The 23,132-nt window shown below is 62.4% G+C and carries 20 protein-coding genes and 1 tRNA gene; 7 read left to right on the top strand and 14 right to left on the bottom strand.

Translation table 11 applies throughout. The features are described from left to right. Positions 1 to 51: 51 nt before the first annotated feature. The gene (locus AB0O87_RS09280; RefSeq protein WP_363514544.1) at positions 52 to 714 is read right to left on the bottom strand and encodes a GntR family transcriptional regulator; all 663 of its coding nucleotides are present in this window, start codon (positions 712 to 714) and stop codon (positions 52 to 54) included. Between the two features lie 72 nt (positions 715 to 786). On the opposite strand from AB0O87_RS09280, the gene AB0O87_RS09275 reads away from it, so the two are divergent. Further along, positions 787 to 3,621: an FAD-binding and (Fe-S)-binding domain-containing protein gene (locus tag AB0O87_RS09275; RefSeq protein ID WP_363514541.1), complete on the top strand. Its 2,835-nt coding sequence runs from the start codon at positions 787 to 789 to the stop codon at positions 3,619 to 3,621. Positions 3,622 to 4,601: 980 nt separating this feature from the next. Further along, complete coding sequence (locus tag AB0O87_RS09270; protein WP_363514538.1) at positions 4,602 to 5,288, top strand: hypothetical protein; 687 nt, start codon at positions 4,602 to 4,604, stop codon at positions 5,286 to 5,288. Between the two features lie 289 nt (positions 5,289 to 5,577). On the opposite strand, the gene AB0O87_RS09265 is transcribed toward AB0O87_RS09270, so the two are convergent. After that, a complete protein-coding gene (locus AB0O87_RS09265) occupies positions 5,578 to 6,135 on the bottom strand; it encodes a hypothetical protein (protein WP_363514535.1) in 558 nt (185 codons plus the stop codon). Positions 6,136 to 6,659: 524 nt separating this feature from the next. Between AB0O87_RS09265 and AB0O87_RS09260 the strand changes: the two genes are divergently transcribed. The 3 genes from AB0O87_RS09260 (at position 6,660) to AB0O87_RS09250 (ending at position 7,977) form a co-directional block, all read left to right on the top strand. Further along, a complete protein-coding gene (locus tag AB0O87_RS09260) occupies positions 6,660 to 6,929 on the top strand; it encodes a ribbon-helix-helix protein, CopG family (RefSeq protein ID WP_363514532.1) in 270 nt (89 codons plus the stop codon). Next, complete coding sequence (locus tag AB0O87_RS09255) at positions 6,922 to 7,176, top strand: toxin (RefSeq protein ID WP_363514529.1); 255 nt, start codon at positions 6,922 to 6,924, stop codon at positions 7,174 to 7,176. The genes AB0O87_RS09260 and AB0O87_RS09255 overlap by 8 nt, the downstream gene beginning before the upstream one ends. A gap of 171 nt (positions 7,177 to 7,347) precedes the next feature. Then, positions 7,348 to 7,977 carry a hypothetical protein gene (locus tag AB0O87_RS09250; RefSeq protein WP_363514526.1) on the top strand — a complete coding sequence of 210 codons (630 nt, stop codon included), beginning with the start codon at positions 7,348 to 7,350 and terminating at the stop codon, positions 7,975 to 7,977. 255 nt (positions 7,978 to 8,232) lie between these two features. On the opposite strand, the gene ilvC is transcribed toward AB0O87_RS09250, so the two are convergent. From ilvC to AB0O87_RS09215, 7 genes are all read right to left on the bottom strand, one after another. Continuing rightward, a complete protein-coding gene (gene ilvC / locus AB0O87_RS09245; protein WP_363514523.1) occupies positions 8,233 to 9,261 on the bottom strand; it encodes a ketol-acid reductoisomerase in 1,029 nt (342 codons plus the stop codon). A gap of 80 nt (positions 9,262 to 9,341) precedes the next feature. Continuing rightward, entirely contained in the window at positions 9,342 to 9,851 is a 510-nt protein-coding gene (gene ilvN, locus AB0O87_RS09240) for an acetolactate synthase small subunit (protein WP_363514520.1), read from the bottom strand. Positions 9,852 to 9,854: 3 nt separating this feature from the next. Continuing rightward, on the bottom strand, positions 9,855 to 11,657 hold the full coding sequence (locus tag AB0O87_RS09235; protein ID WP_363514517.1) for an acetolactate synthase large subunit: 1,803 nt from the start codon (positions 11,655 to 11,657) through the stop codon (positions 9,855 to 9,857). Positions 11,658 to 11,708: 51 nt separating this feature from the next. Next, positions 11,709 to 13,427, bottom strand: a complete 1,719-nt coding sequence (gene ilvD / locus AB0O87_RS09230) for a dihydroxy-acid dehydratase (RefSeq protein ID WP_363514514.1) — start codon at positions 13,425 to 13,427, stop codon at positions 11,709 to 11,711. A gap of 9 nt (positions 13,428 to 13,436) precedes the next feature. Then, positions 13,437 to 14,234 carry a trehalose-phosphatase gene (gene otsB, locus AB0O87_RS09225; protein ID WP_363514511.1) on the bottom strand — a complete coding sequence of 266 codons (798 nt, stop codon included), beginning with the start codon at positions 14,232 to 14,234 and terminating at the stop codon, positions 13,437 to 13,439. A 53-nt stretch (positions 14,235 to 14,287) separates the two neighbouring features. Further along, positions 14,288 to 15,694 carry a trehalose-6-phosphate synthase gene (locus AB0O87_RS09220; protein ID WP_363514508.1) on the bottom strand — a complete coding sequence of 469 codons (1,407 nt, stop codon included), beginning with the start codon at positions 15,692 to 15,694 and terminating at the stop codon, positions 14,288 to 14,290. A 65-nt stretch (positions 15,695 to 15,759) separates the two neighbouring features. Beyond that, positions 15,760 to 17,016 (bottom strand): MFS transporter, encoded by a 1,257-nt coding sequence (locus AB0O87_RS09215; protein WP_363514505.1) that lies wholly within the window; start codon positions 17,014 to 17,016, stop codon positions 15,760 to 15,762. A 217-nt stretch (positions 17,017 to 17,233) separates the two neighbouring features. On the opposite strand from AB0O87_RS09215, the gene AB0O87_RS09210 reads away from it, so the two are divergent. Then, complete coding sequence (locus AB0O87_RS09210) at positions 17,234 to 17,533, top strand: hypothetical protein (protein ID WP_363514502.1); 300 nt, start codon at positions 17,234 to 17,236, stop codon at positions 17,531 to 17,533. A 16-nt stretch (positions 17,534 to 17,549) separates the two neighbouring features. Here AB0O87_RS09210 and AB0O87_RS09205 read toward each other — a convergent pair whose 3' ends face one another. The 3 genes from AB0O87_RS09205 to AB0O87_RS09195 are packed head-to-tail and all read right to left on the bottom strand — an operon-like array spanning position 17,550 to position 20,170. After that, a complete protein-coding gene (locus AB0O87_RS09205; protein ID WP_363514499.1) occupies positions 17,550 to 18,734 on the bottom strand; it encodes an acetyl-CoA C-acetyltransferase in 1,185 nt (394 codons plus the stop codon). After that, positions 18,721 to 19,395: a 3-oxoacid CoA-transferase subunit B gene (locus tag AB0O87_RS09200; RefSeq protein WP_363514496.1), complete on the bottom strand. Its 675-nt coding sequence runs from the start codon at positions 19,393 to 19,395 to the stop codon at positions 18,721 to 18,723. The genes AB0O87_RS09205 and AB0O87_RS09200 overlap by 14 nt, the downstream gene beginning before the upstream one ends. Position 19,396: 1 nt before the next feature. Next, the gene (locus AB0O87_RS09195; RefSeq protein ID WP_363516177.1) at positions 19,397 to 20,170 is read right to left on the bottom strand and encodes a CoA transferase subunit A; all 774 of its coding nucleotides are present in this window, start codon (positions 20,168 to 20,170) and stop codon (positions 19,397 to 19,399) included. 103 nt (positions 20,171 to 20,273) lie between these two features. Between AB0O87_RS09195 and AB0O87_RS09190 the strand changes: the two genes are divergently transcribed. Then, positions 20,274 to 21,059 carry an IclR family transcriptional regulator gene (locus AB0O87_RS09190; RefSeq protein ID WP_363514493.1) on the top strand — a complete coding sequence of 262 codons (786 nt, stop codon included), beginning with the start codon at positions 20,274 to 20,276 and terminating at the stop codon, positions 21,057 to 21,059. A 61-nt stretch (positions 21,060 to 21,120) separates the two neighbouring features. On the opposite strand, the gene AB0O87_RS09185 is transcribed toward AB0O87_RS09190, so the two are convergent. Then, positions 21,121 to 22,740: an Ig-like domain-containing protein gene (locus AB0O87_RS09185; protein WP_363514490.1), complete on the bottom strand. Its 1,620-nt coding sequence runs from the start codon at positions 22,738 to 22,740 to the stop codon at positions 21,121 to 21,123. 235 nt (positions 22,741 to 22,975) lie between these two features. Then, positions 22,976 to 23,051, bottom strand: a tRNA-Lys gene (locus tag AB0O87_RS09180). Between the last annotated feature and the right edge of the window lie 81 nt (positions 23,052 to 23,132).

Here is a 23,132-nt window from a genome sequence, read left to right as displayed (position 1 = left end):
ATTTCCAGCGTAGGTCACGCTGCACTGTGCGAAGGCAGCGTCGGTCCCGTATCAGCGGACGAGCAGAGCGTCGACGAGCCTTTGCTCGGCAGACGAGAGATGCTCTTCTAGCAGGCGTGCCGCGTGCTCAGACTCCCCCGACGCGACGGCTGCGAGAATCTCTTCGTGTTGCGCCGCGATGGCCGCAGCATCCAGCAGGCGTCGCCCCTGTACCTGCGCCATGCAGAGCCGCACCTCATCGAGAACGCTGCGGTACATCCGTCCAGTCCGCTCACTGTCGAGCGCATCGATGAGGGCGGTGTGAAAGCGCAGATCAGGATCGACAGTTGCCTGGTCCGGTCCTGGCGGCATGGCAAGAATTTCGGCGTTGGCTTCGACCGCGGCCTGCGGAACCTCTCTGGTGGCTGCGAGCTCTCGCAGGGCAGCGCTCTCGAGACGCGTTCTCGTGCGGTAGACATCTCGCACGGTCGCGGGATCGATGTCTACCACGCGTGCGCTGCGATGCGCCGTTCGCACAAGCAGTCCGGAGGCGACAAGCTGTTCGATCGCTGCTTTCGCACTCGGTCGCGCAACCGAGAACGACTGAGCTACTGCCGCTTCTGTCACCGGCGCCCCCGCTGGCATCTCTCCACTCAGAATCCGCAGGCGCAACTGGGCGGTGACGGCATCCACGACACCGACCACGCCAAGCGGAGCTCCTGAAGACGTGATCATGACGCCAGCATATCTATGGAAGACCCTTTCGGTACACTTGTCAGACAATCTTTACCGGAGCAGAGGAGCACCGTGTCGACCACACTCGCTGAACCGCTAGACGCCGCGCTGCTGGGGCCGACTACACAGGTGCATACCCGCTCTATCGACCGCTTCGCCAGAGCGCACGACGCTTCCCACTACCTGCTGATTCCGGACGCGGTGCTCTCCCCCGCTGATGCTGAGGGCGTGGCCCGCGCTTTTGGAGCGGTGCGCGCGGCCGGTCGCACACTCACCTTCCGCTCTGGTGGCACGAGCCTGTCCGGCCAGAGCATTAGCGGCGACATCTTGGTCGATACCCGGAGCAACTTTCGCGGCATTGGTGTCGAAGCAGACGGCGCAACTGTTCGAGTGGGCCCTGGAGCGACTGTGCGCCAAGTAAACACCCGCCTGGCGCGGTATCGACGCAAACTCGGCCCCGACCCCGCGAGTGAGATCGCGTGCACCATCGGGGGTGTCGTGGCCAACAACTCCTCTGGCATGGCGTGCGGGATCACAGAGAACTCGTATCAGACCATCGAGTCAATGACGATTGTGCTCCCGAGCGGAACGATTCTCGACACGGGGCACCCGGAGGCGAACGAGCTGCTGCGTGCAGCGGAACCCGCACTCGTCGATGGTCTCCTCTCGCTCAGAGAGCGACTGCTTGGCTCACCAGAGCACGTCACGTTTCTTCGTCAACAGTTCTCCATGAAGAACACGATGGGGTACGGACTGAACGCGCTCCTCGACTTCGACGACCCCGTGCGCATTCTCGAGCACCTCATCATCGGATCAGAAGGCACACTCGCGTTCGTCGCGGAAGCCCGTTTTCGCACGATTGAGGTTCGCCCGTCGATCGCCACCGGGTTGTTGGTGTTCGACACTCTTTCCGCAGCGATGACGGCGCTTCCTGGCCTCACCGAACTCGGGCTCGCGACCATCGAACTCATGGATGCCGCCTCGTTGCGGGTCGCGCAGGGGTTGAGCGAAGTCCCGGCGGCTATTGCCGAGATTGAGGTTGCGGGCCACGCCGCCCTCCTTGTCGAAGTACATGCGTCCAGCGCAGAGGAACTCACCGACGCCAGCACGGCGGCTCAGACCAGCTTTGAGAAACTCCCCCTTTCTGTCCCCCCAAAATTGACCACTGACACCACAGAGCGCGCGGCGCTGTGGCAGGTGCGCAAGGGGCTCTACACGGCTGTGGCCGGCGCCCGACCTTCCGGCACGACGGCATTGCTGGAGGACATCGTCGTACCGGTTCCCCACCTGCTGGCGACGTGCGAGCGCCTGATCGAATTGTTCGAAGCCCACGGATACGAAGGTTCTGTCATCTTCGGGCACGCCAAGGATGGAAACATCCACTTCCTCCTCAATGAACGCTTCGACGATCCAGAAAGCGTCGCGCGCTACCGTCGATTCACCGACGACCTGGTCGACCTGGTGCTCGCCCAGCAGGGATCACTCAAGGCAGAGCACGGAACTGGTCGCATCATGGCGCCGTTCGTTCGCCGTCAGTACGGTGACGAGCTGACTGATGTCATGTGGGAGATCAAAAACCTGTTCGACCCCGACCACATTCTCAATCCCGGTGTGGTGCTCTCAGACGACCCCGAGTCTTATCTCCACGATCTGAAGCGCGTTCCCACCGTAGAAAAAGAAGTCGATCGCTGCGTCGAGTGCGGCTACTGCGAACCGACCTGCCCGAGCAAGGACATCACGCTCACGCCGCGTCAACGGATTGTGATCCGCCGCGACATGGCGTGGGCCGAAGAACAGGGCGATACCGAGCTGCTGCACGATCTGAAACGGGACTACGACTACGACGGCGTGCAGACCTGTGCGGTTGACGGCATGTGCGGCGTCGCCTGCCCCGTCGACATCAACACCGGCGACTTGGTGCGCCGATTGCGTGCGGAGCAGTCCCACGCTGTCGAGGGCGCGGCATGGAACACCGCAGCCAAGCACTGGAGCACGGTGACCCGCGCAGGCGGGGTGGCGCTGACGGTCGCCGATGCGCTTCCTGCCCCGCTGATTCGATCAGTGACACAGGTCGGCCGAGCAGTACTCGGCAGCGACACTATGCCGCTATACGATGCGGGGCTCCCCCGCGGCGGATCCAAGCCGCCACGACCTACGGCACCGTCCGACGCGCGCGCCGTCTTTTTTGGCGCGTGTATCGGCACGATGTTCGGCGCAGAGGGCGAAGGTCAGGGTTCCCGAGACGCGTTGCAGGAACTCCTTTCACGAGCAGGGATCCCGGTCGTGATTCCTGAGGAGAACGGCGGCCTGTGCTGCGGAACGCCGTGGAAGTCGAAAGGTCACCTCGACGGCTATGCGCTCATGTCGGACCGGGTGCTGGACTCGCTCTGGGAAGCCAGCAGACAGGGTGAGCTTCCGGTGGTGTGCGATGCGGCCTCGTGCACCGAGGGGCTAGATGTGATGCTTGCACAGTCCATCGCGAACAATCCCCGCTACGAAGGACTGAAGATCGAAGACGCGACGACTTTCGTGGCCAGAGAAGTGTTGCCACGGTTGGACGTCTCCGCGAAGCTCCCGACGATTGCCGTACATCCGACCTGCTCGACGACCGCGTTGGGAGCGACAGGAGCCTTGACCGAGATCGCAGCGGCTGTCGCAGACGAAGTATTCGTTCCTGAAGGATGGGGCTGCTGCGCCTTCGCGGGAGACCGTGGGATGCTGCACCCCGAACTCACCAAGAGCGCCACCGCTCAGGAATCGGCCGAGATTGCCGCCGCAGAAGTCGAGCGTGGTGAATTCGATGCATTTGTCTCTGCCAACCGCACCTGCGAAATCGGAATGACGCGGGCAACGGGCCGCCCGTATCGTCACGTCATCGAGGTATTGGAAGAGCTCACCCGACCCTAGTGCCGTTGTGAGTGTGCGAAGTCAGCGGCACAGCTGGCCCTAGTATTTCGGGCATTGTGCTGAGCGCGTTGCGGATCTGGCTGTCCGTGACCCGCTGTCGGCGTCCGCCGAGAGGAAGAAGTGGGCCTCTAAATAGAGGAGACTCCGAATCGGCTACGCGCCGGCGCTATGCCCCGATACTCCACGTGAAGTGTCGGGGCATAGATGCGCACAACGAGGCCTCGATTGAGATCAATGGTGAGCGTGCCCAACAGGCTCGCATCCGCACACCCCTGCAAACTGACTGTTGCCCGGTTGCCCACACGTTCGGCATCAACCATGCGGTAGAGATCGTGACGGCGCCCCCAGATCGGCGCACTATCTGCCCGTCGGTGTCAAACGAGCGGGTGGTGTCGTCATAGGACTGCCGACTGCCGGTTCGAGGGTCAATGAGGACATACGACGAGTGCATCGGTTCGGTGTGAAGCTCGAAGGTCTGCAGCTCTTCGCCTGGATTTTGCACGATGACTTCACACGAGAAGGTCCGAACCAGACGCCAGTCGGTCCTAGACGCGACAGCATCCATGAGGAGCGCGGTGGACTTCTCAGACAAGCTCGGGTCCTTCCCTCAACCCCCCGATGGGCGTACCGCGGGGTGCGTAACCTACGGGCACCTTCCTGGTCGTATGGGGACGAGCGGTCGACAGCTGATCGTCATCGGCCAGCCGTAAACGATCGTTTCCGGCGCGAAGTCGCGAAACAGGGCGGAAGGGTCGCCGCTAACGTCTTCCAGAACCGCCAATCGGCAGAGGATTTCGGCTGGGCGTCAACTGCCTACTGTTGACGCGCGCAGCGGCCCCGCTCCACGAGTTGCAACGGTGATCTCGATCAGTGAGTTCACATGAGATGTGGCGCTGAGCACCAGCCGCATCGACGCGTGCCCGCCTGACTGACGTCGAGCTGACGTCGAGAAGGTGGTGCCGGTCTGCCAGTATGGCGTCATGTCTGGCACGCACAAGCTCGCCCCTGTACTCGCCGCACTCGCCTTGACGGCTGCCGCGCTGGCCGGGTGCACCGCCACAGCACCAGCGTCAGTTCAGACGTCTGAAGCCTCCGCTCCCACGGCTGACACCGAGCCGATGACCGAGAGTACGCTGACGCCGCAATCGACCGAGTCGGAAACCTGTTCCGGCATGTCTGAGGTATACGGCGACGGCGGTGGTTTGTATTGGGAGAGGCAGGGGATTCTCCGGGATCTAGGCGCACGTGAGTTCGCGCGGGGCGAGGTGGCAGTCGATGAGGACGGCACTCCCGTGACCTATACCGTTGAACCTGGCGACGTCGAGGCTGTGATCGCTGAAAGGCTTTGCGCGTGGCCTACTCTCGGCGAGATGAACCACGTGCGCGTGATCCAGCCCGGGCAGGTGCTCTGGCTCACCCCCAACCCCGACCTTCCCTGGGTGCCGTACTACAGCCCTGATGACGCGCCTGCCGGGTTCCAGCAGATTCCGTATCAGCAGGCCATCGAGTCCGCGGGCAGGGCAGTTGACGCCGGTGATGTGGACACCGTACGGGCAATTTGGAACGACACCCTCAAGGGCATGTTCCTGAACCAGGAGACCATTGACGTGGTCCAAAAGGTGGTCGACTCCGGTGATCTCGACGCGCTTCGCCAGCTCTTCTCCTGACACCGGCCACGGTTCAGAACGCCTGCCGAGGTGTAGGTGGCGATCACCGCGGGAGCCCGTTGTGTCAGCGCGTGCCGCTCGCCTGTCAGGACGGAGCGAGTAACTCGACGAATCCGACGCAGCGAGGGGTACCTAACCGAGCGAGACGGGCCGTCCTCAGCGGTGTCGAACGATTCTTGTGCGTGGAGCCCCGATCGTCGCAAAGGAGGACGCGCCCGGCCGTGGAATGGCTCGACGCGAGTGCCCCCATGCGACTACGTGCGGCGAAGCTGCGCGAAGGATCCCGTCACTAAACCCAATCTGGCACAGGGTATGACAGGCGCGCGAAGATGATGCACGCGGTGGCGAGTGCGATCGAGGTGACGGCGATGATCACCATGCCACGCACCCGGAATCGTGCGGGCTGGGTCAGGTTGCGCCAGGAGAACACGCCACCGACGAAGGCCGCCACCACGGGGAGCACGGATGCGCTGAAGACTCCCATGAGAGCTACGATCTGCTGGTCGGCGTCGTTCTCGAGTCCGATTCCGGCCAAGCCGAAATAGAACCAGGCGACTGGAAGAGCGAGTGCTGCGATGATGCCGGACCCGACCGTGATGACGACGTGTGGCCAGCCGCTGACCGGTGCGCCTGCGTGAATGACGAGTCCGGCGACTACAAAGGCGAGTGCGAGGAAGTACGGCCAAGCCACGAAAAGATCGGCGGTTGAAAGCGCGAGATACGTGGTCCCGCCAAGAACGAGGTGAACCGTTGCGATGATGCACCCAAGCAGCACCGCGCTAGTCGCCGTTGTCGAAACAGCACGACCGTGAATCTTGGCGTCCATCTGCTCCGCTTTCGCGCTCATCAGCAGAGCTTAGCGAGGCACAAGCGGTGGACGGGCCTCCGCCGTAGACGATCGTTTCCGGCGTTCACGCCGATGCTGAAGCTCAAGTCCGCGACACGCCGGAGATGACCCGCTGAAACCCCCTGCCGAAACCTAGTCGCGCCGAAACGCGTGTGGTAGATATTCGGCGGAGTGCCGACAGCTACTCTCGACGTCAATTACGACGGTCACGATTACGCCGGGGCACTAGCAGCTTCTACAGATGGGTTAGCTTCACTGCTCTCGCCATCTCCGTCGTGGTGCGATGGCAAATCTCATCATCAATCGAGCTCTCCGGGACGAACGCCTCTGCCCCGCGCCTTGTGGACTTCCTCAGTTGGTCCGTGGTTTCAACCGGTCGAGGTGTCTCATAATCTCGGCGGCGCATAACCCATGGGATGCGAGACGCCGAGGAGGGCGACGAAACGCCTCAGGTTCGATGCCGAGGCGGTTCAGGTTCAAGTTTTCGTATACACAATCTTGTGAGTTTCGTATACGCTAATGGTATGAGTGAGCATCTATTGCACGGCAACCCTGTGACCGACGAGCAGATTCAGGCGTGGGCGGACGAGGCCGAGGCCGGTTATGACCTGTCGAAACTCCCCAAGCCTCGACGCGGTCGGCCACCCGTAGGCGATGGCCCAGGTGCCGTCATTCCCGTGCGACTCGACGCGTCGACCATCGCGGCTCTGACCGCGCGAGCTGAAGCTGAGGGCATCACCACGCGCTCTGATGCGATCCGCGCCGCGGTGCGCGAGTGGGCACACGTTGCCTGACCTACACAAATCGGCCCGCAAGCACTACCGGCGTGACCAGCTTGACGACTCAGTTGTGCTCTACGCCACCGCGCACGTTCTGCATTCGCGCCCGCTCGACGACGAAGATGACCCACGCAGGTGGCTCATGGTCGGCGCCGACCCAGCAGGTCGTCTGATCGAGCTCGTCGCCCTGATCTACGACGACGGTTACGAGTTGATCATCCACGCCATGAAGGCGCGAGCTCAGTTCCTCGATGAACTGTAGACCAGGCTAGGTCGGTACTCACGCGTCGAACCTCCGCCATTGCCATCTGCGATTGAGGAGATACGTCCCTTTCGTCGCGCGTTCCGCCCGCCGGGCAGGTGACACGTAAGGGCGTCTTCCCTCACCTGTTCGATAGCCCCGAGCTCGAATCCCTGCCGGTAGGTTACGTCTATGGCTCTCTTCAAAAGGTCTAGGACTCTCTTCAAAAGTCCGTTCCCGGAGCAAGGGCACCCGCACCTCGTAAGCGACCTCATCCCCGAACACCACCAGCATCTTCCGATGCTGCGAGTGTTCTTGCCCGTAAGCCGTGAAATCGACGAGCTCGCGCACTGGTCTGAGTTCATGTCGCTGGACGACAAAACGGCCTCGCTTGAGTGGTGGGACGTCGTTGAGAAGGTCCGCGAAGATCGTCCATGGGTTCAGGAGTATGCTCCTGCGATGGGTGAGGTGGATGCTGAAACCCGAGGGGCCCTGGTGGACGCGATCGGCTCAATCAATCTGTCATCGTTGCGATGGATGGGATATCCGGAAGGGCTTCGGACGCGAAAACCCGTTCGTGTGTTCGGCGACGACTACTATCCGTCCACCGTGCGGCCATCCGATCTAGAAATCGGTCGTCGAATCCCAGAATTCGCCTGGGACGCTAGCGGCCGTGTGGCGTGGGGTGCGCGGCTCTATGGGGACTCTTTTGTGGTCGCTGCCGAACCGGAGGCTGTGCAGCGACTGCACTGCGATCCGCGTATCGACACGGTTCCTGTTCGAGTGGGCTTCGATGTTATGCCGCGGAGCGCAGGAGACTAGCGCCTACTAATTCTGGTTGCGTATCCGCGCCATGCCGTTCATACGACCGGTAGCGCGTAACTCCTCGGCGTCTCGCATCCCATGAAATTCGAGACAGTTGACCTGCCCGTGGGATCGGCTGATGCACACGAGTGTTGAGGACTTCCGGCAGAAGTGTCGACGACTTCGGACATCGACAGCCGTATCGTGTCCACATACACGGCACACACGAAAAAATGGGCGCCCCAGCGGGGCGCCCATTTTTTTGACGATGGATCAGCGAGCGGCGCTGCCGTCGATGTAGTCCTCGTCCTGCTGCTTCCAGGCGAAGAGCGAACGCAGCTCCTTGCCGGTGACCTCAATCGGGTGCGACTCTTCCTTGGCGCGCAGCGCAAGGAACTCTTCTGCACCGTTGTCCTGGTCGTCGATGAAGCGCTTCGCGAACGCGCCGGACTGGATGTCGGCGAGCACGCCCTGCATGCTGTCCTTGACACGCTCGTCAATGACGCGGGGGCCCGAGACGTAGTCACCGAACTCAGCCGTGTCAGAGATCGACCAGCGCTGCTTGGCGATGCCGCCCTCCCACATCAGGTCAACGATGAGCTTGAGCTCGTGCAGAACCTCGAAGTAGGCGATCTGCGGCTGGTAGCCGGCTTCGGTCAACGTCTCAAAACCGGCCTGGACGAGGTGGCTGACGCCACCGCACAGAACAGCCTGCTCACCGAAGAGGTCAGTCTCTGTTTCCTCGGTGAAGGTGGTCTTGATGACGCCAGCGCGGGTGCCACCGATCGCCTTCGCGTACGAGAGAGCCAACGCCCACGCGTGACCGGATGCATCGCGCTCGACAGCGATGATGTCGGGGATGCCGCGACCAGCGACAAACTCGCGACGGACCGTGTGGCCGGGCGCCTTCGGGGCGATGAGGATAACATCGACGCCTTCTGGCGCGTCAATGTATCCGAACCGAATGTTGAAACCGTGTGCAAACGCGAGCGTCTTGCCCTCGGTGAGGTTCGGGGCGATGGACTCGCTGTAGATGGTGCGCTGGTGCTGGTCTGGCGCGAGGATCATGATGACGTCGGCCCACTGCGTTGCCTCGGCGACAGTCTTCACCGGGAAACCGGCCTCTTCGGCCTTCGGGGCTGACTTCGAGCCCTCCTTGAGGGCGATTGCAACCTCGACGCCAGAGTCGCGCAGGTTCTGCGCATGGGCGTGACCCTGCGAACCGTAGCCGACGATCGCGACCTTCTTGCCCTGGATCAGGGACAGGTCTGCATCGGCGTCGTAGAAGATCTCGGTGCTCACTGGTGTTTCTCCTTATTCGTGACGGTGGTTCTCGCGTTGTCTGTCATACGACAGCAGCGCAGGTATAGGTATTTGTGTCCTCAGCCGCGCAGTACGCGCTCGGTGATGCTCTTGCCACCGCGGCCGATGGCCAGCAGGCCAGACTGTGCGATCTCCTTGATTCCGAATGGCTCAAGAGCGCGGAGCATCGCTTCGACCTTGCCTTTGTCGCCCGTGACCTCAATCACGAGAGCGTCAGCGGCATAGTCGACGACGGACGCACGGAAGAGATTCACGACCTCGATCACGTTCGACCGGGTGGCGTTGTCGGTGCGCACCTTGACGAGCATGTGCTCTCGCTGCACCGACGTGGGGAAATCGAGCTCCACGATCTTGATCACGTTGATCAGCTTGTTGAGCTGTTTAGTGACCTGCTCGAGAGGGAGTTCGTCGACATCGACAACGACGGTGATGCGAGAAATTCCCGGCACCTCCGTCACGCCGACGGCGAGCGAATCGATGTTGAAGCCGCGACGGGCGAAGAGCCCGGCGACACGGGTAAGAAGGCCGGGGGTGTTCTCCACCAACAGGCTCAGCACGTGGGTCGACATGGATCAGTCCTCCTCGTCGAAAGCGGGCGCGTGCTCGCGGGCGTACTGGACATAGCTGTTACTGACTCCCTGCGGGACCATCGGCCACACCATCGAGTCAGCACTCACCACGAAATCGATAACCACTGGTCGGTCATTCGTCTCCAACGCGAGCTGGATAGCGGCATCCACCTCGTCTTCCCGCTCTACGCGGATCGCGAGGCACCCATATGCCTCTGCGAGCTTGACGAAGTCGGGGATGCGAATAGACCCGTGGCCCGTGTTGAGATCAGTGTTTGAGTGGCGACCGTCGTAGAAAAGCGTCTGCCACTGGCGCACCATTCCGAGCGACGAGTTGTTGATGATCGCCACCTTGATCGGAATGTTGTTGATCGTGCAGGTCGCGAGCTCTTGGTTGGTCATCTGGAAGCAACCGTCGCCGTCAATCGCCCACACGGGGCGCTCCGGTTCCGCGACTTTTGCGCCCATCGCTGCGGGGACGGAGTACCCCATCGTTCCCGCACCACCGGAGTTCAGCCAGGCGTTGGGGCGCTCGTACTTGATGAACTGCGCCGACCACATCTGATGCTGTCCCACGCCGGAAGCGAAGATGCCCTCCGGCCCTGTGAGCTCACCGATTCGCTGAATCACGTGCTGCGGTGCAAGCAGACCATCGGTGGTAGGCGCATAGCCGAGCGGGAACTCGTTGCGGAGCCCATCGAGGTACGACCACCACTCCTCGGTATCCGGCTTTCCGGTGCCGATCGCCACGCGGAACGCAGCGTCTAGGTCGGTCAGCACGTCGCGCACGTCTCCCACGATCGGGACATCGGCGGTACGGATCTTAGAGATTTCAGCCGGATCGATGTCTACGTGTACGACCTTGGCATTTGGAGCGAACAGAGCCGCTTTGCCAGTCACTCGGTCGTCGAATCGTGCACCGAGCGAGACCAGAAGGTCTGCTTCCTGGAGTGCCAGCACGGCCGGAACCGTTCCGTGCATACCCGGCATGCCCAAATGCTGCTGGTGGGAGTCGGGGAAGGCACCACGCGCCATCAGAGTGGTTACCACCGGTGCGCCAGTGGACTCGGCGAGTTCGAGCAGCTCGGCCGCAGCCTTGCCGCGGATTACTCCGCCGCCCACGTACAGCACCGGCTTCTTCGCTTCGGCGAGCAACGTGGCAGCAGCTTGAATCTGCTTGCCGTGTGCTTTCGTCACCGGACGGTAGCCTGGCAGGTCGATCTTCGGCGGCCACACAAACGGTGCTGTCGCCTGCTGCGCATCCTTCGTGATGTCTACCAGCACGGGGCCTGGTCGGCCGGTGCCCGCAATCTCGTAGGCCGCGGCGATGGCACCAGGAATGTCTGCTGCATCTTTCACAAGGAAAGAGTGCTTCGTGATCGGCATGGTGATACCGACGATGTCCGCCTCTTGGAACGCGTCGGTGCCCATCAGGGTCGAGAAAACCTGACCGGTGATGGCCAGCATCGGAACCGAGTCCATGTAGGCGTCTGCGATGGCCGTAACCAGGTTCGTCGCACCAGGACCAGACGTCGCGATGCACACGCCGACCTTGCCCGATGCCGAGGCGTAGCCTTCGGCGGCGTGACCTGCTCCCTGCTCGTGGCGCACCAGGATGTGCCGCAGAGCGGTGGAGTCCATCAGCGGGTCATACACGGGCAGGATCGCTCCGCCAGGCAGACCGAAGACGTCGGTGACACCGAGCAACTCAAGCGAACGGACGACGGCCTCAGCTCCGGTGAGCTCCGGAGCAGAGGATTGACGGGCGGGCGGCCTCGGCACAGCCGAGGCAGTGTCAGCAGTCATAATTTTCCTTCTGATGATCTGGGGAGGACGCCGGATGCCGGAGCGTCCAAGTCAGCCTGTGGTCGCTCCCTCAGCGGCGGACCGCACGAGTCGCGAGTACTTGGCAAGAACGCCTCGGGTGTAGCGCGGGGGCAGTGGTTCCCAGCCAGAGCGGCGGGATGCGAGCTCCGCCTCATCGATGAGTAGATCGAGAGAGCGAGCTGCGATATCGACCCGTATCAGATCACCATCGCGCACGAAGGCGATAGGACCTGCGTCCACCGCTTCGGGTGCTATGTGGCCGATGCACAGGCCGGTTGTGCCGCCTGAGAATCGTCCGTCAGTCAAGAGTAGTACATCTTTTCCGAGCCCAGCGCCCTTGATGGCTGCGGTGATGGCGAGCATCTCCCGCATACCAGGTCCGCCCTTCGGACCCTCGTAGCGGATGACGATGACGGTGCCAGACTCGATCTCACCGTTGGCGACGGCATCCATCGCGGCGCGCTCACGCTCGAACACGCGGGCTGGGCCCTCGAATACCGCTGCATCGAAGCCAGCCGTCTTCACGACGGCGCCTTCTGGAGCGAGCGAACCGTGCAGGATCGTCAGGCCGCCAGTGGCGTGAATCGGGTTATCGAAGGTGTGGATCACTTCACCGTCGATAGGCAGCGGGTCAAGATCTGCGAGGTTCTCGGCCAGCGTCTTCCCGGTGACGGTGAGGGCATCGCCGTGCAGGAGTCCCTCGTCGAGCATCGCCTTCATGATGACGGGAATGCCACCGTGACGGTCGACGTCGTTCATGACGTACTTACCGAACGGCTTCATGTCTGCGACGTGCGGCACCTTATCGCCGATGCGGTTGAAGTCGTGGAGGTTGAGTTCCACTTCGGCTTCACGTGCGATGGCCAGCAGGTGCAGCACCACGTTTGTCGATCCGCCGAGGGCCATCGCCAATGCGATCGCGTTCTCGAAGGCTTCTTGCGTCAAGATGTCGCGCGTCGTGATTCCCTGCCGGAGCAGGTTGACGACGGCTTCGCCTGAGCGGTGCGCGAAGTAATCGCGGCGGCGGTCGGCGGCGGGCGGCGCTGCGGAGCCTGGAAGGCTCAGCCCGAGCGCTTCTGCAACGGAGGCCATCGTGTTGGCGGTGTACATTCCGCCACATGCGCCCTCACCTGGCGCAATGGCGCACTCGATGCGCTTGAGGTCTTCCTCGCTCATGAGGCCAGCACGGCACGCGCCGACGGCTTCGAACGAGTCAATGATCGTCACGTCTTTCTCGGTGCCATCCGAGAGCTTGACCCAGCCTGGCGCGATCGACCCGGCGTACAGGAACACGCTGGAGAGGTCGAGGCGCGCGCTGGCCATCAGCATGCCAGGGATTGACTTGTCACAGCCCGCGAGCAAGACGGAACCGTCGAGGCGCTCGGCCATCATCACGGTTTCGACGGAGTCTGCGATGACTTCGCGAGAAACCAGGGAAAAGTGCATTCCCTCGTGCCCCATCGAAATACCGTCAGAGACAGAGATCGTGCCGAACTGCAGCGGGTAGCCGCCACCAGAATGCACGCCCTCTTTCGCGCCCTGTGCCAGCCGATCCAGGCTCAGGTTGCAGGGGGTGATCTCGTTCCAGCTCGAGGCAATCCCGATCTGTGGTTTATCCCAATCCGCATCGCCCATGCCGACGGCACGAAGCATGCCTCGGGACGTGGTGGCCTCTATACCGTCAGTAACGACACGGCTTCGGGGCTTGATATCGGTGGGCGCGCTGTTGGAGGGATCATGCGAGGACATGACGGCAGTCTATTGCGGCGCGGAGGCTCGTTCGTTCGCCAACGCCTCCAGAAGCTGCGCGATCTCTTGTGGAGTGTCCACACGCAGCGTCGCCACGCTCTCTCCCGGACCCACGCGAACGCCAAGATCACCGGCGGCGAGCACCTTCATCGCGTCTTCATCCGTCACGTCGTCTCCGGCGAAAAGTATCCCCGTTGCATCGAACCTTTCGCGAAGAACGGCCATCGCCGCATCCTTCCCCTCTGTGCGGGAAGAGAACTCCAACACGCGATGACCGGAGCGCCGGCGCCAGTGCGGAAAACGCTCGGCGACGAGCGCGTCTATCTCTGCGAAAACGCGCGCCTCCGTGTCGCGATCGGTACGGCGGGTGTGCACCCCCATGCCGAACGTCTTGGGCTCGAACTCTGCCCCCTCGTGACGCTCGATGATGGGCTTGGCTGCGGCCCATAGTTCTTCCCTGGCACCTTCTTCGGTCGCCTCGCCTGGCGCATCGGCTGCGCCCTCCCCCGGGAACCAGTACTGGGCACCGTGCGACCCCGCCAGCACAATCGGCGAGTCGTCGGTGTGTTCTGTGATGACACGCAGGTCATGCATACTGCGCCCGGATACGTACGCCACCACCGTGTTCGGCAAAGCGGCAAGTCGATCAACCTGTGCCGCCACTTCTGGGAGCGCACGGGCAGCCATCGGGTCAGCCACCAGCGGCGATGCGGTGCCGTCGAAGTCGAGAGCAACAACCAGACGTGGCGTTGTTGCCAAAGCGCTCAGATCATCGTCTGCGGTTCCCGGGGTCCAGGCGCGGGTCATAGGTTCTCCATTCGACTGGTATTCACTCTCATCTACCTGTTCGGTGAAGCGACTCAACGCTTGCGCGCCTCAGCGAGCGCGGCAAGGAACGAGGATGACCAGGCATCAACGTCGTTGTCAAGGACTCGCCGTCTGAGGGATCTCATACGGCGCCCCTGCTCGGCAGGCGGCATCTCGACGGCCGTCATAATGGCGTTCTTGAGTCCTTCGATGTCGTGCGGGTTTACCCGAACGGCTTGCCGAAGCTCATCCGCGGCTCCGGTGAATTCGCTCAGCACGAGCACGCCGCGGTCGTCCACGCGAGTAGCCACGTACTCTTTGGCGACGAGGTTCATGCCATCGCGCAGCGCCGTGACGAGCATCACGTCGGCGGCGAGATACAACGCCACCATCTCTTCACGCGGGTATCCCTGGTGCAAATAGCGGATGGCCGAGTGATTCATCGTGTCGGTGTCGCCGTTGATGCGACCAACCGAGAGTTCAATCTCGTCGCGCAGCTGCACGTAGGCGTCAACGCGCTCGCGGCTCGGGCTTGCGACCTGAATCAAGGTGACGTCTTCCACGTTGAGTCGCCCCTCCGCCAGGAGCTCGCCGTATGCCTTGATGCGGTGCCGAATACCTTTGGTGTAATCGAGCCTGTCCACGCCCAGGAGAATGCGCTTCGGGTTGCCGAGGCTCTCGCGAATCTCTGCAGCGCGAGCGCGTACATCTTCTCTGGCTGCGAGCTCGAGGTATGGCGACGTGTCGATAGAAATAGGGAAAGCACGGGCAACCGCCGTGCGGGTGCCTTCGCCATCCGGCACCGAAATTTGCGAGCCCTTCACCTCGTACCGGAGTCGACGTCGCACGGCGGTGAGGAAGTAGGTCGCATCCTGTGCCCGCTGGAACCCGATGACGTCAGCACCAAGGAGTCCTCGCAGCACCTGATCCCGCCACGGAAGCTGAGCGTAGAGGCCGTGCGCCGGGAACGGAATGTGGTGAAAGTAGCCGATCGTGACGTCTGGACGCAGTTCGCGAACCATCTGCGGCACCAGCTGCAGTTGGTAGTCGTGCACCCAGACAGTGCCGTCTGGTGCGGCGGCAGCAGCGGCGGCTTCGGCGAAACGGCGATTCACTCTGACATATGCATCCCACCACTCGCGGTGGTACTGCGGAGGAGCGATTACGTCATGGTAGAGCGGCCAAATGGTGTCGTTTGCGAAACCCTCGTAGTACTCGGCGATCTCTTCTTCGCTCAAGTGCACGGGTATCAGTTGAATGCCGTTTGCTTCAAACGGCTCCAGCTGGACATCCGGCTGGCCAGGCCAACCCACCCAGGCGCCGTTGACGCCCCGCATCATGGGTTCGAGGGCCGCGACGAGTCCTCCTGGTGAGGTGCGCCAGACCTCCTCGCCCTGTGGTCCTTCAACCCGGTCTACGGGCAGTCGGTTAGCGACGACGACGAAATCTGCGGCTGTCAAGTGGGGCTCCTCACACCAGCGGTTGAATCCAATCTACCGGGCTGGCAAGCTACTCCCCCGCGATATCACACCGCAGCAGCAGCGCGTCGTGTTCCGGAGCCGCTGAGAACCCAGTTGGCCACGCCAGCGGCAAACGCGATGAACGCAGCGATCATCGGCAGCAGGAGTGCGGCGGAAGTGCCCACGTTCTCTGCGAGCTCACCAGCCACAGCCGCTCCGATGGACTGTCCGACGATCACCCCTGAGCCGAGCATCGTCATGACCGTTGCTGATCGCCCGCGCGGACTGCGAGCAGCTCCGAAACTGTACTGCGTCACCAGGGTGGGCCCGATTCCGATTCCCATGATCGCCAGTGCCAGCGCCATCGTCGCCGGAGACGTGACGAAACCCAGCAGGAGGGATCCTGAGAAGAGGATTCCAGAGAACACCAACCAGCGTGCCCGCAGCGAGAACGCCGGTGGCAACCATGCAACGCCCAGCGCCAAGATGGCCGAGCCGACACCCATCACGCCGTAGAGAAGGCCAGCCTGCTCTGGTGCGCCACGGTCGGCCATGAAGGATGTGAGTGAGGTGAGCATCGTGCCGAAGAAGATACCCACGCCGAGGATTCCCAAGACAACGATCAGCAGCTGAGGGCGGAACAGCTCAGACACCGCAGAAAGCGCTTTGCCATCGATGTCGCGTTCCTGCGACACGTGGCGCCCGCTCGGGTGCAACGCGAATGCGCCGACAAAGACGATGGTCAGCACGGCCGCCCCCACAAGCGGAGCCCATGGCGCGATAGCGGAGGCGAGGATACCGACAAAGAACGGCCCGAAGACAAAGACGGTCTCGTCCGCGGCCGACTCGTAGGCCATCGTCCCTGACACTGTTTTCGCGCGCCGCGACTCTGGCATCCGTTCACTGATGAGCGTGACCAGACGGGACCGCGAAAGCGGGGCGACCTGTGGTGCAGTCGCCCCGATGCCGACGGCGGCCAGTAGGACGAAGCCGTCTGAGGCTGTGCCGTAGACGACAGCAGTGAAAAGAAGCAACATCGTGCCGTTCGCGAGTGCGAGCGACACCAACACCACTCGCTGGCCGAAGCGGTCAGCGGCAGCGCCGAGAAGCGGGCCGAAGCAGGCTGTGCCCAGACCGACGGCGGCCGAGGTGAGCCCGCCGAGCGATAGCGATCCGCGGGCAGATACCACCACTGTCAAAACGCCAACGACCATCATCGCGAACGGAAGTCGCGCGATGAAGGCGATCAGAAAATAAGGAAGACCGGCCAGCCGCAGAAGGCTCGGCTCGGTGAGTTGTTGCGATGAAATAGCGCGTGTCATGGCTCTCGCGCGTCAAAGACGCGATGTCGGGTGCCGCCGCTGTCCGCCGAAAGAAACGACGGCCGGTAGATACACGGTTTTGCGGCCGCGGATGATCCGCGACTCCCCCATGTTACCGCCCACCCCTGAACGAGTGCTGTTCCGCCTGACTGCCAGGAGAGCACCCCGGTTGTCAAGGCTCGATGCGTCTGGTGCCGAGGGAAGGTAGCGTGGGGGAATGCGCTACCTCTTCAGTACCGGACTTATCGCTGCGATCTCGGCGGGCATTTCTTTGTTGCGCGGTACCCGTGAGCAGCCGATCACCTGGCGTGCCGTTCTTTCATGGTTGAGCTGGAGCATCACCATGGCACTCGCTGTCGGCGCCGTGGTTGATATGGAACGCGAGCGTCGCGGAGTGCTTGTGGATGCTGACTCTCCTCAGGCTGTCAAAAAGGCGAAGAAGGCTCAGCGCCTGCAGTTCCGCTCGCAGAAGGCGCTGGCCGACACCCAGGACCACGCGAAAGATAAGCGCCACTGATTGAGGCGCCCTCAGCTCACCGCGTGAGGATGAGGGCCTCGCCTTGACCTCCGCCGCCGCAGAGTCCCACCGCAGCGGTGCCGCTGCCTCGCCGCGCAAGCTCATGCACGGCGTGCACGACGAGTCGGTTGCCAGACACTCCGATGGGGTGTCCGATCGCGATACCGCCTCCGTGGATGTTGACGACACTCTCGTCAAGGCCTAGTTCAGCTTGAGATCGCGCGACAACGGCGCCGAATGCTTCGTTGATCTCCACCACGTCAAGATCAGCGACAGCAATGCCCTGCTTCTGGCATGCCCGCTCGATCGCTCGCGCAGGCTGAGCCTGAAGCGAGTTATCTGGTCCAGCCGTTTGGCCACTCGCGCCGACTGTAGCGAGAACAGTCCACCCTTTCTCCTCCGCGATGCCGCGCGTTGTGACAACGACCGCTGATGCTCCATCAGATATCTGCGACGAGTTTCCCGCGGTGATAGAGCCACCATCGGCGAAGGCGGCACGCAGTCCTGCCAGCGTCTCGACCGTCGTGTCGGGCCGGATTCCCTCGTCTTTCCTCACGAGCACCGGATCTCCCTTGCGCTGCGGAACCTCGACCGCAACGATCTCCGCATCCAGGACGCCAGATTCTTGCGCCGCCGCTGAGCGTTGGTGCGACAGCGCGGCGACGCGATCCTGCGCCTCCCTCGTGAGTTCGAACCGCGCGTTATGCCGTTCGGTCGATGCGCCCATGCTCTCGCGGTCATAAGCGTCGGTGAGACCGTCGTAGGCCATATGGTCGAGCACTTCGATGCTCCCGTACGTCCACCCGTCGCGAGAGCCCATCAGCAGGTGCGGTGCCCGTGTCATCGACTCCATCCCGGCTGCGACAACAACGCCTGCGTCTCCGGTGCGAATCATCCTGGCCGCGTCGATGATGGCGGTCAGCCCAGACAGGCACACCTTGTTGACAGAGTGCGCGGGAACATCCCATCCAATGCCAGCGCCGATAGCTGCCTGTCGCGCGGCGTTCTGTCCTGATCCGGCGGCGAGCACTTGGCCAACGATCACAGCATCGACGTCGGCAGCACCGATCGACCCCAGCTCCAGCGCTCCGCGAATGGCGAACGATCCGAGCTGGGGCGCGGTGAACGCAGCCAACTGCCCTTTGAGACGGCCCTGTGGCGTGCGGGCGGCGGCAACAATGACAATGTCAGTGTGTGTCATGGTCGTGAGTCCTTTCGTTCTGCAAAGCGGGAGAGATAGTCAGCCGCGGTTCGGTCGCCGCAACCACTTCGTCAACAGTGACGCCCTCTGCTGTCTCCACGAGCATCAGCCCATCGGGAGTGACGTCGATAACGGCAAGATCGGTGATGATCCGGTCAACGACCTGTCGGCCAGTCAGCGGAAGCGAGCACTCATTGACGATCTTCGCTGACCCGTCGCGTGCCACGTGTTCCATCAGGACGATAACTCGGCCAGCGCCGTGCACGAGATCCATCGCGCCACCAGGGCCCTTCACCATCTTGCCTGGAATCATCCAATTCGCGAGATCTCCTGAAGCCGAAACCTGCATCGCCCCCAGGATGGCCGCGTCGATCTTGCCGCCCCTGATCATTCCGAAACTTATCGCGGAGTCGAAGAAACTCGCCCCATCGAGTGTCGTCACCGTCTCTTTGCCTGCGTTGATGAGGTCGGGGTCAACGGCGCTTTCATGCGGATAGGGCCCGACACCCAAAATGCCGTTTTCCGATTGCAGCACCACCGTGACGCCATGGGGAACGTGGTTGGGTACGAGCGTCGGCAACCCGATGCCCAAGTTGACGTACGCGCCGTCTCGAAGTTCCGCGGCGGCGCGTGCCGCCATCTGGTCGCGCGTGAGTGCCACGTCAGACTCCTTCCGCTGCAACGGTTCGTCGCTCGATACGCTTCGGTATGTCGCGGCCGACCTCCACGATGCGGTTCACGAATACTCCCGGCAGATGCACGCTGTCTGGGTCGAGCTCGCCGGGCTCTACGAGCTCCTCCACCTGCGCGATGCAGATGCGCCCGGCCATCGCGGCGAGCGGATTGAAGTTGCGTGCCGCTTTGTTGAAGACGAGGTTGCCATGGCGGTCCCCGCGTGCGGCGTGCACCAGCGAAAAGTCGGTCGCGATCGCCTCTTCGAGAACGAACTCTCGCATCTGTCCATTCACCTCGAATGCGCGCACGTCTTTCGGTGGCGAAGCAACATCAACCCTGCCGTCGGTGTTGTACTTTCGCGGAAGCCCACCCTCAGCTACTTGAGTGCCGACCCCGGTCTGGGTAAAGAACGCCGCAATTCCCGAGCCTCCTGCCCTGAGCTTTTCCGCGAGCGTGCCCTGCGGCGTCAAGTCCACCTCGAGTTCTCCGCTCAGAAACTGCCGCTCGAACTCCTTGTTCTCCCCCACATACGACGATGTCATCTTGCGGATGCGTTGGGCGCCGAGCAGGATCCCGAGACCCCAGTCGTCGACGCCGCAGTTGTTACTCACAACGCTGAGGTCTTTTGTGCCCTGAGCGAGCACGGCCTCGATCAGCGCGATCGGGTTTCCCGAGAGGCCGAATCCGCCGACGGCAAGCGACGATCCGTCTTCAATATCGGCGACTGCCGCCGCCGCTGACTCCCATTGCTTGTCGATCACGTCGGCTCCTTTGCGTCGGTACTCCCCCAGCATCCACGGGTTGCCCTGCAAGAAGGAAGTCGCATCTTGCCATGTGGCCAACAGCGAGACTAGCGTCCACATTATGGAATCTTCGATACCAGTACCTGGCGCGCAAGCCGTGGCGAGGGCTGCTCGACTGCTGCGTTTGGTCACAGCGGGAGGCCCTTCGGGCGCCACTTTGCAGGACCTCGCTGGTGCGGCGGACCTCTCCCGCTCAACCGCACATCGCCTCCTCAGCGCGCTGAAGGCTGAAGGCCTCGTGGATCGCGATGAGGCGGACGCCCGCTGGAGGCCTGGGCCAGAGCTCTTTCTGATGGGATCTGTTGCCGCTGCACGTTATGACGTGACGGGACTTGCCCGCGACATTGTGCGCTCACTCGCGGTAAAAACAGAGGAGAGCGCCTTCCTCTCCGTACGTCGAGCGGATGAAACGGTCTGCCTGCTCCGCGAGGAGGGGTCGTTCCCTATTCGCTCTTTCGTCTTGAGTGAGGGGGTGCGCTTTCCTCTTGGCGTTGCCAGCGCTGGCCTTGCCATTCTGGCCTTTCTCCCCGACCACGATGTGGATGCCTACCTTGAACGCCACCCTGAACTAGCGAGCAACTGGGGAAAGAAGCACGCAGAGCGCCCGTTGCGGGAGCGCCTCATGGACACAAAGTCGCGGGGTTATGCCGTCAATCCCGGCCTCATCGTCGAAGGAAGCTGGGGCCTCGGCGCTGCCGTGTTCGACCGGGCTGGTCGCCCGGAATGGGCACTCAGCCTCACAGGTGTTGAGTTTCGGTTCGCGCCTGAACGCCGCGTCGAGCTGGGGCGAATCCTACTCTCGCATGCGCATCAGCTCTCAGCCCGCATCGCCAACACTCGCCGATAGCGCCAACAAAGCCGGTGTGGCGCGAGGATAAACCTCCCGCCACACCGGCTTTTGTCGTTGATTAGTCCTGGGACTGACGTGCGCGCGAGCGCGCAGCACCGAGAACAGTCAGCGCGATGCCGAGTGCAAGCGCAGCTCCACCGATCCACAGCATCCCTGCCGGCGCGTCCCCACCGGTGCGGGCAAGCGAAGATCCGTCTGTCAGAGGCAGCTCGGTTGGCAGATCGATGCTGGGCGGCGTCACCACGACGGTCGGCTCAACGGGCTCCTCCACAACAGGCGGGTCCACAACGGGTGGGTCCACGACAGGCGGGTCCACGATCGGCGGATCAAGTGCGGGAATCATCGAGGCAGTGTTCGTGAGCGTGACAACGGTCGGTGACGCATTTCCGATGGTGATCTGCGCGTCGCCATTGTCCAGCACTGTCACTCCTGCACCGGAGAAGACCGGTGTTTCCCATTCGACGCCGTCGATCGCCTGCGGTGTGATTTCTTCCAGCGTGACGACAGTCCCGGTGGGAAGCTGCACGGGCGAAGAGAACACGCCAGCGGTCAAATCGACCGTGGCCTCGACGGCCGGGTCTCCGTAGCTGTAGCGAACGGTGTACGTGGTGTCGGTCGGCACATCGGAGACGCCAGATCCTTCGACAACCTTGTTCAGCACGAATGCGCCAGAGGTGTTGCCATTGCCCGCGCCACCGCCTGTAACGGTCCACGACAAGTCGTCGTCGATGGTAACCCCGTTGACGTTAGCGATATTGCTATAGGTAGATCCAGCGGTCGTCGAGCTCGGGACGGTGTAGTACTTCACAAGGTAGACACGCTCGGGATTGATCGGGCCTGCAATCTCGATCTCAAAGGCAGTTCCCTCGTCGTTCCATCCACCGGTCCAGTCCGTGATGTCTTGAGCGTTCTGGTCCATCAGGTCAGTACTCCAGACCAGGAGCTGACCGTCTTCGTTGTGATGCTCTGCGTATTCGCCGTCTGCAGGGACCAACGTGTCAGTGATGACGATCGAGTCGGAATCCTGGAAACTCGCTCCTGGGAGCACGAGCTGCCAAGCGATACTGCCGTTGTCCGACTGCCACGACCACTTAACCGGGTCGGTGGGCAGCGGCGAGGCGGGGTCAGGCACAACGATGCCGGTCCCGTCACCAGGAAGCTGCACCGGAGTGAGACTGCCGTCGACAGTGAAGTCCACCGTGCTGTTCGTGGTTGCGCTGTGCGCTCTGGCCTCAAACCAGAGAGTGCCATTTACGTCGGTGCGGCCGTTCACGTAATCGGTGAGCGTGCAGGTCACGACTGCCGGAGCGTCGTCACTCACGACGCATTCCGCGACGGTCTGGTTCGGGTCGTCCAAGGACGGTACCGAGAAGCTCATACTCACGCGCTCGAACTCGGGAGGAAGCGTGAACCCGAAAGTCTCGCCACCCATTGCACCATCAGGCACTGACCACGCAGCGTCAATACGTACTCGCTCTTCCTGAGCTACGGTGTCGCTACCGTCCGAAGTTGTCACAACGATCGACGTAGGATCGATGGCGGCCGGGTAGTCGTACTCAGCCGCGCTCGCGGCACCAGCGCCGACGAGCGTGAAAGTAGCTGTGAGCACCGCTGCGGCAGCGGCCATGAAGGTGGTGGCTTTTCGGCGAGCTTTTGCGTGCCCGATGCGCTTGTTCACAATAGATCCCAGTCTCTCGATGATGCGTCTGCTTCTTCGACCAACTGCCGAGCAGCTTTGCGTTGAAAAAGTGAGACGCGTTTGTCCCCACCTGAGAGACGGTGTAGTGACAACTTCATTACGCGAACCCGAGAAAAGTTTTTTCGCATGAACGTCGCGGGGCATCGAAAACGCATGAGCTGAGCCCTAAAAACAACGAAAGGCCCTGAAACTGGCGAGAGTTTCAAGACCTTTCTGGTGCACCCCCTCGGACTTGAACCGAGAACCCACTGATTAAGAGTCAGTTGCTCTGCCGATTGAGCTAGAGGTGCGTGGCCCGGGATAACCCCGACCGAGGAATTACATTACCAGCCGAGCGGTCCGGTGCGAAATCGAGGCGGGCATCCGGGCGT

The organism is Microbacterium sp. NPDC076768, assembly GCF_040687205.1.
GTDB lineage: Bacteria > Actinomycetota > Actinomycetes > Actinomycetales > Microbacteriaceae > Microbacterium.
This window is presented reverse-complemented; position numbering and strand designations above follow the sequence as displayed.

What these genes read in the sequence shown, in the direction of transcription:
- AB0O87_RS09270 (WP_363514538.1), top strand. Translation starts at nt 4,602, where the DNA reads ATGTCTGGCACGCACAAGCTCGCCCCTGTACTCGCCGCACTCGCCTTG.
- AB0O87_RS09190 (WP_363514493.1), top strand. Translation starts at nt 20,274, where the DNA reads ATGGAATCTTCGATACCAGTACCTGGCGCGCAAGCCGTGGCGAGGGCT.
- AB0O87_RS09280 (WP_363514544.1), bottom strand. Translation starts at nt 714, where the DNA reads ATGATCACGTCTTCAGGAGCTCCGCTTGGCGTGGTCGGTGTCGTGGAT.
- AB0O87_RS09260 (WP_363514532.1), top strand. Translation starts at nt 6,660, where the DNA reads ATGAGTGAGCATCTATTGCACGGCAACCCTGTGACCGACGAGCAGATT.
- AB0O87_RS09215 (WP_363514505.1), bottom strand. Translation starts at nt 17,016, where the DNA reads ATGACACGCGCTATTTCATCGCAACAACTCACCGAGCCGAGCCTTCTG.
- otsB (WP_363514511.1), bottom strand. Translation starts at nt 14,234, where the DNA reads ATGACCCGCGCCTGGACCCCGGGAACCGCAGACGATGATCTGAGCGCT.
- AB0O87_RS09250 (WP_363514526.1), top strand. Translation starts at nt 7,348, where the DNA reads ATGGCTCTCTTCAAAAGGTCTAGGACTCTCTTCAAAAGTCCGTTCCCG.
- AB0O87_RS09235 (WP_363514517.1), bottom strand. Translation starts at nt 11,657, where the DNA reads ATGACTGCTGACACTGCCTCGGCTGTGCCGAGGCCGCCCGCCCGTCAA.
- ilvD (WP_363514514.1), bottom strand. Translation starts at nt 13,427, where the DNA reads ATGTCCTCGCATGATCCCTCCAACAGCGCGCCCACCGATATCAAGCCC.
- AB0O87_RS09205 (WP_363514499.1), bottom strand. Translation starts at nt 18,734, where the DNA reads ATGACACACACTGACATTGTCATTGTTGCCGCCGCCCGCACGCCACAG.
- ilvN (WP_363514520.1), bottom strand. Translation starts at nt 9,851, where the DNA reads ATGTCGACCCACGTGCTGAGCCTGTTGGTGGAGAACACCCCCGGCCTT.
- AB0O87_RS09210 (WP_363514502.1), top strand. Translation starts at nt 17,234, where the DNA reads ATGCGCTACCTCTTCAGTACCGGACTTATCGCTGCGATCTCGGCGGGC.
- AB0O87_RS09265 (WP_363514535.1), bottom strand. Translation starts at nt 6,135, where the DNA reads ATGAGCGCGAAAGCGGAGCAGATGGACGCCAAGATTCACGGTCGTGCT.